The sequence below is a fragment of the Dyadobacter tibetensis Y620-1 genome (assembly GCF_000566685.1).
In the GTDB taxonomy this organism is placed as follows: domain Bacteria; phylum Bacteroidota; class Bacteroidia; order Cytophagales; family Spirosomataceae; genus Dyadobacter; species Dyadobacter tibetensis.
The window spans coordinates 243,805-258,796 of sequence record NZ_AZQN01000003.1 but is presented as its reverse complement, the minus strand read 5'-3'; the positions used below and the strand labels follow the sequence as shown (position 1 = coordinate 258,796).

At 44.8% G+C, this 14,992-nt stretch carries 13 protein-coding genes; 4 read left to right on the top strand and 9 right to left on the bottom strand.

Translation table 11 applies throughout. From position 1 onward, the window contains the following. Positions 1–49 precede the first annotated feature (49 nt). From X939_RS0108135 to X939_RS0108125, 3 genes are all read left to right on the top strand, one after another. The gene (locus tag X939_RS0108135; RefSeq protein WP_025762766.1) at positions 50–1,513 is read left to right on the top strand and encodes a M28 family peptidase; all 1,464 of its coding nucleotides are present in this window, start codon (positions 50–52) and stop codon (positions 1,511–1,513) included. Further along, positions 1,495–2,367: a 4-(cytidine 5'-diphospho)-2-C-methyl-D-erythritol kinase gene (gene ispE, locus X939_RS0108130; protein WP_310588041.1), complete on the top strand. Its 873-nt coding sequence runs from the start codon at positions 1,495–1,497 to the stop codon at positions 2,365–2,367. Before X939_RS0108135 ends, ispE begins: the two co-directional genes overlap by 19 nt. 95 nt (positions 2,368–2,462) lie before the next feature. Continuing rightward, on the top strand, positions 2,463–3,077 hold the full coding sequence (locus X939_RS0108125) for a cytochrome c oxidase subunit 3 (protein WP_025762764.1): 615 nt from the start codon (positions 2,463–2,465) through the stop codon (positions 3,075–3,077). Positions 3,078–3,080: 3 nt separating this feature from the next. Here the strand turns inward: X939_RS0108125 and X939_RS0108120 are convergent, their stop codons facing one another. From X939_RS0108120 to X939_RS0108085, 8 genes are all read right to left on the bottom strand, one after another. Further along, the gene (locus tag X939_RS0108120) at positions 3,081–4,655 is read right to left on the bottom strand and encodes an OmpA family protein (protein ID WP_025762763.1); all 1,575 of its coding nucleotides are present in this window, start codon (positions 4,653–4,655) and stop codon (positions 3,081–3,083) included. 44 nt (positions 4,656–4,699) lie between these two features. Beyond that, entirely contained in the window at positions 4,700–5,311 is a 612-nt protein-coding gene (locus X939_RS0108115; protein WP_025762762.1) for an LOG family protein, read from the bottom strand. Positions 5,312–5,355: 44 nt separating this feature from the next. Then, positions 5,356–6,738 (bottom strand): UDP-N-acetylmuramate--L-alanine ligase, encoded by a 1,383-nt coding sequence (locus X939_RS0108110; RefSeq protein WP_084299362.1) that lies wholly within the window; start codon positions 6,736–6,738, stop codon positions 5,356–5,358. Positions 6,739–7,077: 339 nt separating this feature from the next. Further along, the gene (locus X939_RS0108105; RefSeq protein WP_044198825.1) at positions 7,078–7,749 is read right to left on the bottom strand and encodes a bifunctional 4-hydroxy-2-oxoglutarate aldolase/2-dehydro-3-deoxy-phosphogluconate aldolase; all 672 of its coding nucleotides are present in this window, start codon (positions 7,747–7,749) and stop codon (positions 7,078–7,080) included. Positions 7,750–7,814: 65 nt separating this feature from the next. Then, positions 7,815–8,810 carry a sugar kinase gene (locus X939_RS0108100; RefSeq protein WP_025762759.1) on the bottom strand — a complete coding sequence of 332 codons (996 nt, stop codon included), beginning with the start codon at positions 8,808–8,810 and terminating at the stop codon, positions 7,815–7,817. 159 nt (positions 8,811–8,969) lie between these two features. Further along, a complete protein-coding gene (gene uxaC / locus X939_RS0108095; protein WP_025762758.1) occupies positions 8,970–10,400 on the bottom strand; it encodes a glucuronate isomerase in 1,431 nt (476 codons plus the stop codon). Positions 10,401–10,456: 56 nt separating this feature from the next. Further along, positions 10,457–11,644 carry a mannonate dehydratase gene (gene uxuA / locus X939_RS0108090; protein WP_025762757.1) on the bottom strand — a complete coding sequence of 396 codons (1,188 nt, stop codon included), beginning with the start codon at positions 11,642–11,644 and terminating at the stop codon, positions 10,457–10,459. A gap of 94 nt (positions 11,645–11,738) precedes the next feature. Then, positions 11,739–12,350, bottom strand: a complete 612-nt coding sequence (locus tag X939_RS0108085) for an RNA polymerase sigma-70 factor (protein WP_025762756.1) — start codon at positions 12,348–12,350, stop codon at positions 11,739–11,741. A gap of 283 nt (positions 12,351–12,633) precedes the next feature. On the opposite strand from X939_RS0108085, the gene X939_RS0108080 reads away from it, so the two are divergent. Further along, a complete protein-coding gene (locus X939_RS0108080; RefSeq protein ID WP_025762755.1) occupies positions 12,634–13,656 on the top strand; it encodes a LacI family DNA-binding transcriptional regulator in 1,023 nt (340 codons plus the stop codon). A gap of 1 nt (position 13,657) precedes the next feature. Here the strand turns inward: X939_RS0108080 and X939_RS0108075 are convergent, their stop codons facing one another. Then, positions 13,658–14,935, bottom strand: coding sequence for a DUF349 domain-containing protein (locus X939_RS0108075; protein WP_025762754.1), 1,278 nt, complete (start codon positions 14,933–14,935; stop codon positions 13,658–13,660). Positions 14,936–14,992: the final 57 nt, after the last annotated feature.

Sequence of the window (14,992 nt, the reverse complement as noted above, 5' to 3'; positions counted from 1 at the left end):
TTACTAAGTTCGGATTTTGGAAGGTACTAATCGTTGTTAAGGCGCAATTATGAGAAAAAAGTTACTGGTTGTTTTGGCTGGAGGTGTATTCTTGGCATTTACAGCATTTAAAGGTGGAGATAAAAAATGGGAACGGCATTTTCAGAAAATTGATTCTGAAGTAGATAAACATAGTCGGGCCTACCAGACTCTGGCAGAAGCTACCGGTACCATAGGACACCGCCTCACTGGCAGTCCTAATGGTCAGCGTGCCGAAGACTTTGCATTTAAATTATTAAAATCATACGGATTTACCGATGTAATTTATCAACCTTTTACGGTAGATTCCTGGATGCGCGATACCGTAACCTTGAGTATTGCTCCGAGTAGTAGCGATAATTTCCGTGATATTCCAGTTGTTTCCTTAGCACATTCACCGGTAGATGCGAGTTTACAAGGGGAAATTGTTGATGTGGGCAATGGACTGGAAGAGGACTTCGAGGCGGCCAAGCACAAGTTAAAAGGCAAAATAGCCCTGGCCAATATAGGACTCGTTGGCGTTAGTGGAAAGAAAAATCTTCATCGATCAGAGAAAACTGCCCTGGCTATCAAATATGGCGCTGAAGGAATTATTATGGTCAATGGAGCACCAGGCAATATTTTACTTACTGGCACGGCCTCGGTTACGGGAGCCATTATTTCTATACCAGCTGTCAATATTTCCAGCAACAGTGGGATCGAGCTACGGGAATGGATTAAAGAAGAAGGGCCCCTGGAAGCCCAGATAGAAATGCATAACCTTTCCAAACCCATCAAGGCACGAAATGTCATAGCGACTATTAAGGGAAAATCGGACGAGAAAATTATCATAGGTGGGCACCTGGATTCCTGGGATCTGTCAACTGGAGCCATTGATAATGGTATAGGGTCCTTTGCCGTCATGGATATTGCAAGAACCTTCCGTAAATTGAAAATCAGGCCAGAAAGAACCATCCAATTTGTGCTATTTATGGGTGAAGAACAAGGACTACTTGGATCTAAGCACTTTGTCAATGAGCTGAAGAAGTCCGGAGAAATAGAAAAGGTGAGCTATATGATGAACCTGGATATGACCAATAATCCCAAGGGAATCAATATTTTTGGGAGGAATGAAATGTCTGCCTTTTTTGAACCCATTGGCCAGGCCATCACCAAGGTATATCCTGAATATAAGAATGAGACGTCGAATCGGGCAGGCTTACACAGTGACCATCAACCCTTTATGCTAGAAGGTGTTCCCATAGCAGGGCTATCCGGACATTTGGAAAAATCGGTACTGGATTGTTACCATGCCGACTGCGACGATATGGAACTGGTCAATGAAGCGGAGCTTAAAAATACGGTACGGGTTGCCGCCATGTACTTGTATGCCCTGTCTACAGCCCCTCGGATACCGGTAAAAAAATTATCTGACACCAAGACCAAGGAATTCTTAATTGGACAAGGGCTCAAACAGGAGCTAATAATAGGCCAGGAATGGAGATGGGCCCAATAAACCCCGCCTGTTCGATCACAATAAAAAATCTTGACAAGCATACCATGGTGGTTTTCCCCAACGCCAAAATTAATATTGGCCTTCATATCACCCAGAAAAGAAGTGATGGATACCATAACGTTGAATCCTGTTTCTACCCGATCGACTGGACTGACGCTTTGGAGATTGCTCCTTCAGAGCGTCTGACCTGTACCATTTCTGGAATGGAAGTACCGGGAAATGTTATGGACAATTTATGTATTCGTGCCTATCATCTGCTTAGAGCCGACTACAATCTCCCTCCTATAGATTTGCATTTACTTAAAGCCATACCCATCGGTGCGGGCCTGGGCGGTGGCTCAGCAGATGCAACCTTTACCTTGAAGGCACTTAATAAGCTGGAGCAACTAAACCTCTCCGAAGAAGCACTCATCCAGTATGCCAGACAATTGGGAAGTGACTGTGCATTTTTCGTAAAAAATAAGCCTGTTTTTAGCTTTCACAAGGGTGATGAATTTGAACCGATGGATTTGTCCCTGAAAGGACGGTGGATTGCGGTGATCAATCCAGGAATCCATATCAGTACGGCTGAAGCCTATGCGGGCATTCGTCCCCGGCGTCCTGCCTGCGACTTAAGGGATATTTTAAAAACCCCGATTCAGGAATGGAAAGACCAGGTAATCAACGATTTTGAGGCCCCCTTGGCCCGGAAGCACCCCACTATTGCCCAGATCAAAGCTCAACTTTATGAAGCGGGAGCCCTCTATGCTTCCATGACCGGTTCGGGATCTACCGTCTATGGATTTTTCGAAAATGAAACGAATTTTTATTCTTCTTTTGTTAACTATAATAGCTGGTATGGTATAATGAAATAATTCCATCAAGTTGTATGTCAGAAAAATAATTCTAACCGTTATATTAACTCGTTGAGTCTTTTCCCAATAAGGCCGAAAAAAAAGCAGACCGTCATATGAGTACGAAACACTCTACCCGTTCCGATGAAAATATGTTTACAAAGCGCAGGGAGCCCCTAGGCTTTATGCTTTGGTTAGGAGTGGCCGGTAGTCTCTTGCTTTTTACTGTAATTTTTATCACCTATTGGGTTCGGGCCGATCCTAACGCCTACCATTATATCGTGCTACCCGATCTGTTCTGGTTAAGCACCCTTGTAATCCTTTTTAGTAGTATCACCTTGCACGAGGCCAATTTAGCATTCAGACAGGAGCGTTTCCTTCATTTCCGCGTATTTTTGGGAGCCACCCTTGGCCTGGGTATTACCTTTATGCTCCTTCAGGCAGGAGGCTGGTATGTAATGTCCGAAAACATGATTTTTTTTAAGGATAATATGGCAATAGGGCTCGTATACCTGCTCACAGGCCTCCATATGTTGCATATTTTGGTTGGAATTGTCTACCTAGCCCGCTTATTTCAGAAAGCGGTACGCAACCGTTCCTACGTCGATTCATTCGTTTATAGTGTGAATCCGCCTAACCGACTTAAAGTTAAGCTAGCCACCAGGTATTGGCATTTCGTAGACGCCTTGTGGCTAATAGTTTTCTTACTTCTGGTCGTGATCTACCACTGAGTCTTATTTTTTTAGGATTTTGAATTCCACCCGACGGTTTAGCTGCTGACCTTCCGGCGTGTCATTGGATGCTACGGGTTTGGTTTCACCATATCCTTTACTGGAAATCCTGTCTGGCTCAATGCCCTTTCCCACCAAATATTCCCGCACCGAATCGGCGCGGTCCTGAGACAACTTCAGATTGGAAGCATCTCCGCCCACATCATCTGTATGCCCCCCGAGCTCAATGGCCAAATTTTTATTCTCTGCCATAGTAATGGCGATACGGTCCAGCTCGGGAAAGGATGCCTTTTGCAGTGCTGACTTAGCCGTAGCAAAAAAGATATTGTTCAGCCTTACAATCTGTCCTTCTTCAATCGGGATCAGTTTTAACGATTGATTAGTTATCTCTTTGAAACGATTATTCCCACTTGCGCCAGTAGTATCCGTAAGATCCACATTTTCACCTTCGGCTATAAAGTTGGGAGCTACCGCTCGCACGCTGTATTTTTGTCCGTAGGGCAATACAATTTTATATTCACCGGTAGTAGGATTGGTCGTTGCCGTCCCTACTTCCTCTCCGTCTGCCAGATTTTCATAAACTATAGTCGCCTCAATAGGCTTCCCCGTTTTAGAGTCAATTACCTTACCACTGACCAAAACCACCGGGTCGGGAGCCGGAACGCTGGCAATTGGCGCCTGTGCCGTATCCCCAGGGGTTACTTTGGGTTGTAGATCGTAGCGAACTACCTCCCCCTTACGTTCCTTGTCTTTGAAGGAAATCATATAGGCATAGTCTCCCACGGCCGATACGTTATAGTATGCATCATACTCAGGAGTATTGATGTCCTTGCCTAGGTTCACTGGCCGGCTCCATCGCTTCCAGCTTTTATCGATTCGTTTGCTATAGTAGATATCATTACTACCTTCTCCTCCTTTGCGGTCGCTGGAGAAATAAAGGGTATACCCATCAGAGGCAAGGAAAGGAGTAGTTTCGGTAAATTCCTTACTATTAATCTCAGGACCAAGATTCATAGGCTTAGACCATTCCCCTTTTTTATCCTTAAAGGACACATATAAGTCATCTACTTTACTATTCTTTTTTTCACTGAAAGACATTACCAGAACTTTCCCATCATTGGACAAATAGCCACAATCAAATTGACCTTTGCTTAATTTGGTATAGCCCGGGATATCTATTTTGTTCGGACTACTCCATCCGCGGGCTGTCTTCTTACTAATGGAAAATCCCCGGGTTTCATAAATCCCATTTTTGTAGGCTCCTTTTATCAATATGGTATTCCCATCGGGAGTAATGCTGTACAGGCTGTTATACGTCTCCCTATTGAGCGGAGAAGGAAGCCTTCGGGCCTGAGTCCATAGCCCATTTTTCAATTCCGAATACCATATATCCTGGCTACCTTTGGTTCCATTGGTATTTTGTGGGTGACTTACCCTAGAAAAATAGATGGTCTTGCCATCAGGTGAGATAATAGGTGCTATTTCATTATATTCTGTATTAACAGTAGGACCCAAGTTTTCTAGCTGGGCTAAGGCTGGCCAGCTTAATATGGCAAAGAAAAATGATAAAAACCGCATGAATTTCCTGAGGTAAATTGCCTGAAAGGTAAAAAAGAAGAGGCTTAAGGAGTGGAACCGTCGCCGTCATCAACATATAACGATCGATCGAGGTTCTTATTTCCACCCACTCTGGCTATATGGCTCTCCATCTGGATCAGTAGACCCTCAATATCAGAATCTACCAGCAACAAGGATCTATTATGTGGTTGCAAAAATCCTTCTTCCACCATTTTATCGAGCTGCTGCAATAATAAATCATAGTAACCATTAGTATTTAAGAGACCAATAGGGCCGGTAAATATCTTGAGCTGCGACCAGGTTAGAATCTCAAAAAGCTCATCGAAGGTGCCATAGCCACCAGGGAGAGCAATCACCGCATCAGACACGGCCACCATTTTGGCCTTTCTTTCGTGCATGGTATCTACCAGATGCAGCTCAGTTAAGGTTTGATGAGCCACTTCCAGTTTAGCGAGAAAATTGGGGATTATGCCTGTAACGGCTCCTTCGTTTTCAATGGCTCCATTGGCTACCTTACCCATCAACCCTAGATTCCCTCCCCCATATATGACCCGAATACCTTTGGCAGCGAGCACCTCTCCCAGCCGGTAAGCCTGCTGGGCATAAATGGGGTTAATCCCGGGGTTCGCCCCGCAATAAACCACAATTGATTTCATGTTATTCATACTGCGTGTATAAGCTTTTATATTGATTAATTGAGCTATTCCAGAATGTGCTTCGTTAAGGCTTTCAAATCCAGTCCTCCAAAAGTACCGGAGCTCATCAACAATAAATTGGTGTGATCCCACGACAGGCTCATCAAATAGTCTTTTAAGGCCTCAGGATCGGTAAAGACTAATAAATCATCTCTTTTAAAAGCCTGTTTAATATCCGTTTCGGTTAGGGCTTCGAGGCGCTTACTTTCTAAAGTATGCGGATCGAAATATACCACTGCTACGTCGGCCGCATTAAGCTTACGACGATATTGGCTCATAAAGGACTTGTTTAAACTGCTAAAGGTGTGCAGCTCAGCACAGGCCACCAATCGGCTATCTGGGAACTGTGCCTTTACTGCCTGAGTTGTAGCTTCTACTTTGGAAGGAGCATGGGCGAAGTCGCGGTAGACATGCACATCTTGTTGGTTCCCCAGCAATTCTAGCCTTTTAGAAGCCCCTTTAAAACTACTAATGGCTTTATAAAAGTCCGACTCTACAATTCCCAATCTTTCGCAAACCTCTTTGGCACCACTAATATTTTTCATATTATGATCACCAAATACCAGTACAGGAATTAATTCCTGGTTTGCGGTAAACAAAAAGGTCTTGCCGCCTACAATTTTGGAAGGATGTGCACTATAGGGTATAGCAGCGACATCGGCACGGCCCTTTCGGCCGATCACATCCAGCATATTATCTGTTTCATCAAATACAATGGCTCCAGCCTTAGGAATACTGTCGGCCAAGCTCTCAAACTGCTTCACGTAATCTTCCCAAGTAGCAAATACATTATAATGGTCCCAGGCAATACCACTCACCAAGGCTATATGGGGATGATAGTGCATAAACTTAGGAGTTTTATCCAGGGGAGATGTAAAATATTCGTCTCCCTCTATTACTATTAAAGGCGCATCCTCACTAAGCTTTACCATATTATCAAAGCCCTCAATCTGCGCTCCTACCAAATAGTCAAATAGCCGGTTATTATATCTCAAAACATGCAAGATCATGGAAGTGATCGATGTTTTGCCATGACTTCCCGCAATTACTACCCGCTGTTTATTCTGGCTATGCTCGAAAATAAACTCTGGATATGAATATACTTTTAATCCTAATGCTCGAGCCTTGGCCAGTTCGGGATTGTCGGCACGGGCGTGCATACCTAAAATTACGGCATCTAAGTCTGGGGTAATCCGGTCTGGAAACCAGCCCATCTGCTCAGGCAACAGACCCTGCCCCGCCAATCGACTGGAAGATGGCTCGTATATTTCATCGTCAGAACCAGAAATTTGAATTCCTTTTTGATGCAGGTCGATAGCCAGATTGTGCATAACGCTACCGCCTATTGAGATAAAGTGTATTTTAGAAAAAGTTAATTTTTGGTCCATTGTTACGATCACCTAGCTGTTATGAAGCGAAGTTAGTAAGTTTTAAAATGAGCACAAGTACCCAAAGCCCCTTTAAGATAAATTCTCCAGCTTCCTGGCTTATAATTTTAACAAACAAATACCCTAAATACTAAATTATACCAAAAAATTCTGACTCAAAATACCTCGTCTCGCCCGCTTCTCCGAAAACCATTACTAATAAAGTATAGCGGAATCTATTGTGGTTTCAATTAGATGAAGATATAATTATGAACCATACCCAATGCGCTCCAGCTAACTGAAGAAGGGGGGACACACCAAACGCGTTGATGAGTCCCCCCTTCTTTGCTCGCCATAGGCCTAAGCTTTGGCTCCCTGGCCTTCTCTAAATGATTTGACCAAGGCAATGCTATCGGCCACCTTTTTCTGAATCCAGGCAAAGTCTTGTGCTTCTATAACCTCTTTGGGGAAAAGATTAGAGCCTAGGCCTACCGCATAAGCTCCAGCACCAAACCACTCACCAATACTCTCAGCAGTGGGTTGCACACCGCCTGTAACCATTATTTTTACATCGGCCATAGGACCTTTGATAGCCTTTACAAATTTTGATCCTACCACATCTCCAGGGAATAACTTCACTACTTCGGCCCCAGCTTGACGGGCATTATAAATTTCGGTAAGGGTAGTAACTCCGGGTATCCAGGGAATCCCCGCCTTCTGGCATAATGCTCCTACAGCCGGATTCAAACAAGGGGTGACGATATAATCTGTTCCCGCATCTATAAATTTCTGAGCGGTGGCTACGTCATAGATCGTTCCAATTCCGAAACCCATATCAGGCAAATTTTCTTTAACATAGGCCAGCACTTCTACGAAAACGTCTAAAGCATTCTCTCCACGATTGGTAAATTCGAATACCCGGGCTCCGCCGTCATAGCTTGCCTTAACAATTTTTTTGGCCAGTTCCGGATCGGCACTAAAGTACAAAGGCAGAATTCCGATTTCGTGAAGGTCTATTAAGGATTGATTCATAATGATGCGTTATAATTAAAGCTGAACCTCCCCGGCTCAGCGAAAGTGAGAATAGCAGAAAAGGCTTATCTTTTTATTCTTCCAGAGGTTTCACCTTGACGGATGGCTTCTACTTCGGCTTCCGTAGATATCAGAGCATCCCCTTCTATGGTATGTTTCAGGGCGGAAGCAGCTACGCCAAACTCCAGGGCCTTTTGCGGGTCATCGAAGCGAATGAGACCATGAATTAGACCTGCAATAAAGGAATCTCCCCCGCCTACCCGGTCCACGATGGGATTGATATCGATATCAGCCGTTTCCAGCAACTCTGTCCCTGTCCACATCAGGGCACGTAATAGGTTATGCGAGGCACTCAAAGAGGTGCGCTTGGTGTCTACCACCATTTTAACCTGAGGGTAAGCTGCCTGTAACTTTTTACTACCCTCTACAAAATCGGAGCATTCTATCCCAAATATCTCCCTTATATTGATTTCATTGGCGATTACAACATCGGTACCCTCTGTCAGTTCAGGCAGTATATCAGCGGGTCTTTTACCATATTTCCATAGGTTTGCCCTATAAAATATGTCACCGGACACGGTTAACCCATATTTCCGGGCCACTTTAATCCCGGCCAGAAGCGTGTCGGCGGCTCCCTGCGAAAGTGCAGGAGTAATGCCCGCCCAGTGAAACCATTTGGCATCCTTCAGAATTTCCTCCCAGTTAACATCATCTGGTGTTATTTCTGCCAGAGAGGAGTTGGCCCGGTCGTAAACGATTTGGCTTCCCCTTAGGGCAGCACCTGTTTCTAGAAAATAAAGTGCCATCCTGGATCCTCCAAAAACGATATGGGAAGTATCCTGACCATGATAGCGAAGATATTGACTGGCTGCTCGGCCTATGGGCGAGTCGGGGAAACGGGTAACATGGGCCGTTTTATGGCCCCAATAGGCCAAGGCGGTGGACACATTGGCTTCGCCTCCGGCATAGGTCACATCCATCTGCCGGGCCTGTTCGAACCGGGAAAATCCGGGGGTGGAAAGTCGCATCAGGACCTCTCCAAATGATATAAAATCTGCCATAACATAATATAATCTACACGCAAACGCTCGGCATCCGGGTGTTGGATTAGGTAAAATTTTATTTTAAATAATCTAAAATAGTCAAAACAAAAATAGCCCAAAACACTGAGTAGAGGGCTATTTTAAATTATTTTAATTTCTGTAGCAACATTTTACCTATCAGAATCCAAAGTAATCTTTGGCATTATTATAAGAAATATCGGAAACCATTTTCCCTAACCAAGGGATGTCATTGGGTAGTTCACCGCTTTCGATATCGTTACCGATAAGGTTGCAGAGTATTCTTCTGAAATATTCATGTCGGGGATATGAGAGAAAACTTCGTGAATCGGTAAGCATACCGACGAAGCGGCTAAGTAGTCCCATATTGGACAAAGTATTCATTTGTTTCTCCATTCCATCTTTCTGGTCCAGGAACCACCAGCCCGACCCAAACTGCATTTTGCCAGCAATGGTTCCGTCGTTATAGTTACCCGTCATGGTTGCCAGCACCTCGTTGTCGGCAGGATTCAGGTTATAAAGAATCGTTTTGGCCAACTGATTGGTGGAGTCCAAGGTATTCAGAAACGACGATAAATTTTCGGCTTGACTGTAGTCCCCAATGGAGTCCCAGCCCGTATCGGGGCCTAGCTCCCGGAGAGCTCTGGCGTTATTATTTCGCAGGGCCCCAAGATGAAACTGTTGCGTCCACCCTTTGGCATGATCCATTTTAGCCAAATCGTGAAGCAAGACCGATTTGAAGGCAGTCCGATCCGACTCCGACGCCAGCTCCCCTCTTAAAGATTTAGCCATGGCCCGGGCTGCGGCTTCCCGGTCCAGGCTCGCATAAATATGGGATAAACCATGGTCGGACAACTTCCCTCCCATAGCAGCAAAAAAATCATGGCGTTTTTCAAGTGCACCTAATAGGGCTTCATAGCTTTCGATAGACTGTCCGCCTGTAAGTGACGCGAGTACCGAAAGATAGGATATAAATGCCTCTGGCTCATCGATAAGTAACATCGCCTTGTCGGGCCTAAAGGTAGGAAGCACATCGATCCCCAGCTCACTGGCAGCTATCCGCTTATGGTATTCCAAAGTATCGTTAGGGTCGTCTGTCGTACAGATTACCTTTACATTCATCTTTTTCAATAAGGCCTGCACCCTGAATTCCGGACGCTTTAATTTGGCAGAACACTCTTCATATATTTCCTGGGCAGAGTCTGCGTTCAGAAGGATATCTATATCGAAATACCGTAATAGTTCTAAATGAGTCCAGTGGTACAAGGGATTCCGCATAGTATATGGAACGGTAGCAGCCCACTGCTGAAATTTTTCCCAGTCACTTGCATCGCCGGTACAGTACCTTTCATTAATTCCATTGGCCCGCATGGCTCTCCATTTATAATGGTCGCCATAAAGCCAAATTTGGGTGAGATTATCAAACTGCTTATCCGCCGCGATCTGATCGGGAGGTAGGTGACAGTGATAATCAATGATCGGCATATCTTTCGCATAATCATGATATAGCCTTTTGGCAGATTCTGATTTCAGAAGGAAATCCTCATCTATAAAAGTTTTCTGTACGGTGGATGTAGAAACGTTGCTCATATATAAAATTTAGATGTAATGCCGGGGCAGAAGTATTTGCCCCGGCACGGATTACTTTATAGGCTTCTGTTGATTCCATATTCCAACCCCCGAAGTTCAGCCAGGCCTCTTAGTCTTCCGATGGCTGTATAGCCCGGGTTGGTACGTTTGGTAGCCGAAAGATCGTCTAGCATACGATGCCCATGGTCGGGACGGAAGGGCATCCGATGGTCTGCCCGTCCCTCTTTAATTCTTCTTCGTTGCTCTAGAACTAATTCCTTCATTACCGCATACATATCCACATCTCCATCCAGATGATCAGCCTCATAGAAGCTACCGTCTGCTTCCCGATGGGTGGCTCGCAGGTGAATAAAATGGATGCGGTTACCCATGCGGCTTACCATCCCACTCAGATCATTGTCGGGACGAACTCCGTAAGAGCCCGTACAGAAACACAAGCCATTATTTTGGTAATCGAAGGCTTTCAGAAGCATCTGTGCATCTTGCTCGGTGCTTACTACCCTTGGCAAACCTAGAATAGGATAGGGAGGATCGTCGGGATGGATTGCTAAATTGATTCCAGCCTGAACGGCCACGGGCCCGATTTCCTGAATGAACTGATACAAATGTGTCCGTAATTCCAGATCTCCTACATGCTGATAAGTCCTGAGCACCTCTCTGAACGAATCTATACCGAAACTTTCTTCGGAGCCGGGTAGTCCGGCTATGATGTTGCGTACCAGTCCATCTATGGCCTCCTGGGAGGCTCCTTCCAGCCATTTCGCCGCTTTTTCCTTCTGCTGTGGGGTATAGATTTGCTCCGCTTCGGGTCTCTTTAACAAATACAAATCAAATGCTTCGAACTGGGTGGCATCGAATCGTAGCCCCGTAGAACCATCCTTCATAGGCGCATCCAGATCGGTGCGGGTCCAATCCAGAATAGGCATAAAGTTATAGCACACGGTATCGATTCCGCAGCTTCCCAGATTGAGCAAGGACTGCTTATAATGTTCTATATAGGTCTGGAACGACCCAGTACGCGTTTTGATAGATTCATGTACGGGTATGCTTTCCACCACCGACCAGGTAAGTCCTGCCGCTTCAATCTGGTTTTTTCTTTCCATAATTTCGGCCACTTCCCATACCTTTCCATTGGGGATATGGTGTAGAGCCGAGACTATTCCTGTGGCACCTGCCTGCCGTATATCAGCCAGGGAGACCGGATCTGAGGGCCCGAACCAGCGCCATGTTTGTTCTAAAGACATATAATTATTAGAGGATAAAAACCTCCCGGTTTTGTAATTTTTAAGATATCAGAATATAAGCGTAAACCCCGCTGAAAGTCTTCTTCCGGCAAATTTAAGCCACCAAGCGATGAGCAGGAACACGCTCACGCAGAACTTTCAAGGCACGACTCATTTGTGTTTCCACAGTTTTTACCGAAATATTAAGCTTCTCTGCGATGTCTTTGTAGCGAAGCCCTTCTTCACGACTCATACGAAAGATTGCCTGGCACTGGCAAGGTAGAGCCTGAATGCAGCGCTCTATATGGTTGTAAGTCTCGTTAAAGGCCAATTCATCCATAGGTGAAAAATGATCCGCATGGCTCATGCTCCATTGAATCGACTCCAGTGACTCCTTTTCGTACTGCCTGTGAAGTTTCAATTTGAGATAGTCCAGAGCCTGATTTCGTACCGCCCGGTAGATATAGGCCTGAAAAGAAGTATGCACTTCGATTTGCTCCCGATTTTTCCAAAGTTTCACGAATACATCAGCCACCACTTCTTCAGCTATTTCCCGGGTATCTACCACCCGCATCGCATAATTGCATAAGCAACGGTAGTGATTGGTAAACAACTCACGAAATGCATAATAATCACCCTTCGAAACAACGCGTCCGAATAGACTTTCCAGGGCATGTTTTTGCCCTACACCAGAGATCATCGCAGGAGTAAAAGTAGTCGCTTCCATAAAGAACATTATATAGGTTAATAATTGAAAATTTCAAGGAAAGCCTTTTCGAAATACAGTATTGACTTTTCCAATCTTGTACCTATGTTAAGGCAGATATCGATGTAATGCAAAAATAAATCTTGAAAAAAATCAATAAATTTACGCAACCGTTCCCGGAACCGTTCCCAAGAGCGCAATTTTTCCGGGACAAGAGCGAGGAAATTCGTAATTTTGCAACAAGTTGTAATTGTTACGATTTTAAGACCATCTATAAATATTGAACTATTCCGCTATTGCAGTCATGAAGAGACCTACCGTAACGATTAAAGAAATTGCCAGAATTCTCCATGTTTCCAAGTCAACGGTATCCCGGGCCTTGCGGGACAGTTCAGAAATAAGTGAAGAAACCAAAAAGAGAGTGCTCGAATTGGCTGAAGAGCTGCAATATGCTCCCAATCCTATTGCCCTGAGTTTATTAAAAAATAAGACTCAGACAATAGGAGTGATCGTTCCTGATATAGCCAACCGTTTTTATTCTTCCGTAATCGGGGGGATTGAAGACATTGCCTACAGTCGTGGCTATCATACGATGATCTATCAGAGTCACGAACAGCTCGAACGGGAGTTAGCCGTTACCAAACACCTGGCACAACGTCGTGTCGATGGCCTGGTAGTGGCCATTAGCAGTCAATCAGAAAATACTGACCATTTCAATGATCTACAGGAGCAGGGAATTCCTGTGGTCTACTTCGATCGAGTAAGCGAGCGTATGGCGAGTCATAAGGTCCGAGTGGATGATTATAAGGGTTCATTTGAAGCTACAGAACACCTGATCGCCCAGGGCTGCCGGCGCATCGCCCATATTGCAGGTCCGCAGCAAGTATCCATAAGCCGAAACCGGCTGGAGGGATACTTAGATGCCCTGCGGAAGCACGACATTGAAATACGCGATGAATGGATGCTCTATTCAGAAATTACCCAGGCGGGAGGAACGGAACGCACCTATCAGCTGATGGCCATGCGGGACCGCCCCGATGCTATTTTCGGAGCCAGTGAGCGTATCACCATAGGCATACATCTAGCCCTGCGCCAATTGGGGTATCGGATGCCCGATGATGTAGCAGTAATCGGTTTTTGTGATCTGGCCATGTCCAAGCTTATGGCACCGCCGGTTAGTTCCGTCACCCAGCCCTCGTTCGAAATGGGGCAGCAGGCTACCTCTTTGCTCCTAGATCTGATAGAAAGCAATAATACCCCAGTCTCTTTCGAAACCAGGGTATTACCTTCAAATCTCATTATACAAGGGTCGTCCCTTCGCAAGTAAATTAACTTAAGGATTTCAGTTTGCGCTCAAACTCAGACAGGATCCTTTCTTTCATAGCCACTTTGCGCTTCTGGATATTGATACGTCCCATTGCGGGTTTGTCGATATCCATATCTCCGGTCGCAGTCCGGTCAAACTCCAGAATAGCAAATTCAAGATCGCTTTTCTCCCGCTTGGCCAGCCATTCTAGTTCTCGATGCTTGGTGCGCAACTGCTCCTCCTGGCTCTTCAGCTCAAAGGCCGGATATTTACGAGAAATTACCCGCGCTAAATAGCTTAACTCAAATATTTTATCACATACCATCCGGAAACGCTCAGCTACCTCCTTGTCAACGAGCTTATAGGGAATTTTTATTTCTTTCCATTTGCTAAGCAGGACTTTGGCCTCTCCCGCGGCGGCAACTATATTGGGCTGACGTAGTAGCTGCTCTGCCTCCTGAAGCAATTTCTGCTGCTCTAGTACACGGGGATCTACCCGTACCTTTGGCTCTATGCCCTTGGCGAGGTTATATTTATCATAAAACAACTTAAGGAAGTGCCGATAAGCCTTATTAACTTTGAAAAAGCGCTTCGGAGGAACCTCTCCTACATTATTCCAAGCACTGCGAATTTCTCTAGCCTTGTGATAAGCCTCATCTAAATCCTTGGCATAGCTCAAGGTTTTAGTCTGTTTAATTAAAGCCTCATACTGATCGATACGCTCCTGATTAATCCTGTTCTGCTCGTCGAAATAATCCCTTCTTTTTTGGAAGAAATTATCTAAAATTTCCTGAAAACTAGACTCTACCTCTTCTTGAAATTCTTTTTCGACAGGACCCGTACGGATCCATTTTGCCTTTACCTGTTGAATTTCTTCAGTGGCTTCGGCATAATCTTCAATGGCGGCAGCAGCCTTAACATCTTCAATTAAAGCCCTTTTAATCTCGAGATTTTTTAACTGGTTAACACCAATTAAGCTCTTAAGATACACCTCCTTTTCTTCCAAACGCTTAAGCAGGGGGATAAAATCACCCAAAGCGTCAAAGGTTTTCAGCTTCCGCTGTAGTTGAATCAGCTTCGTAAGATAAGAGCCCTTGTTTTGGGCCTCATCTATCTCTTTTTCAAGCAGTTCAACCTTGTTAAGGACAATATTGAATCGATTCTTGAAATAATCGATCGCTTCTTGTTCCGTCCTTTTTACTTCTCCAATTTGCCTGTCTGGAAATTCCAGATAACCTTTTAAAAATACTTTGCTGTCTAAGACATAGCCGTATTCATCATTCAACGTGGCATTTTCCATTATTTCAATTTTATCTGCTAAGTGTAGGGAATATATAACGATATTTGTTACGCACAA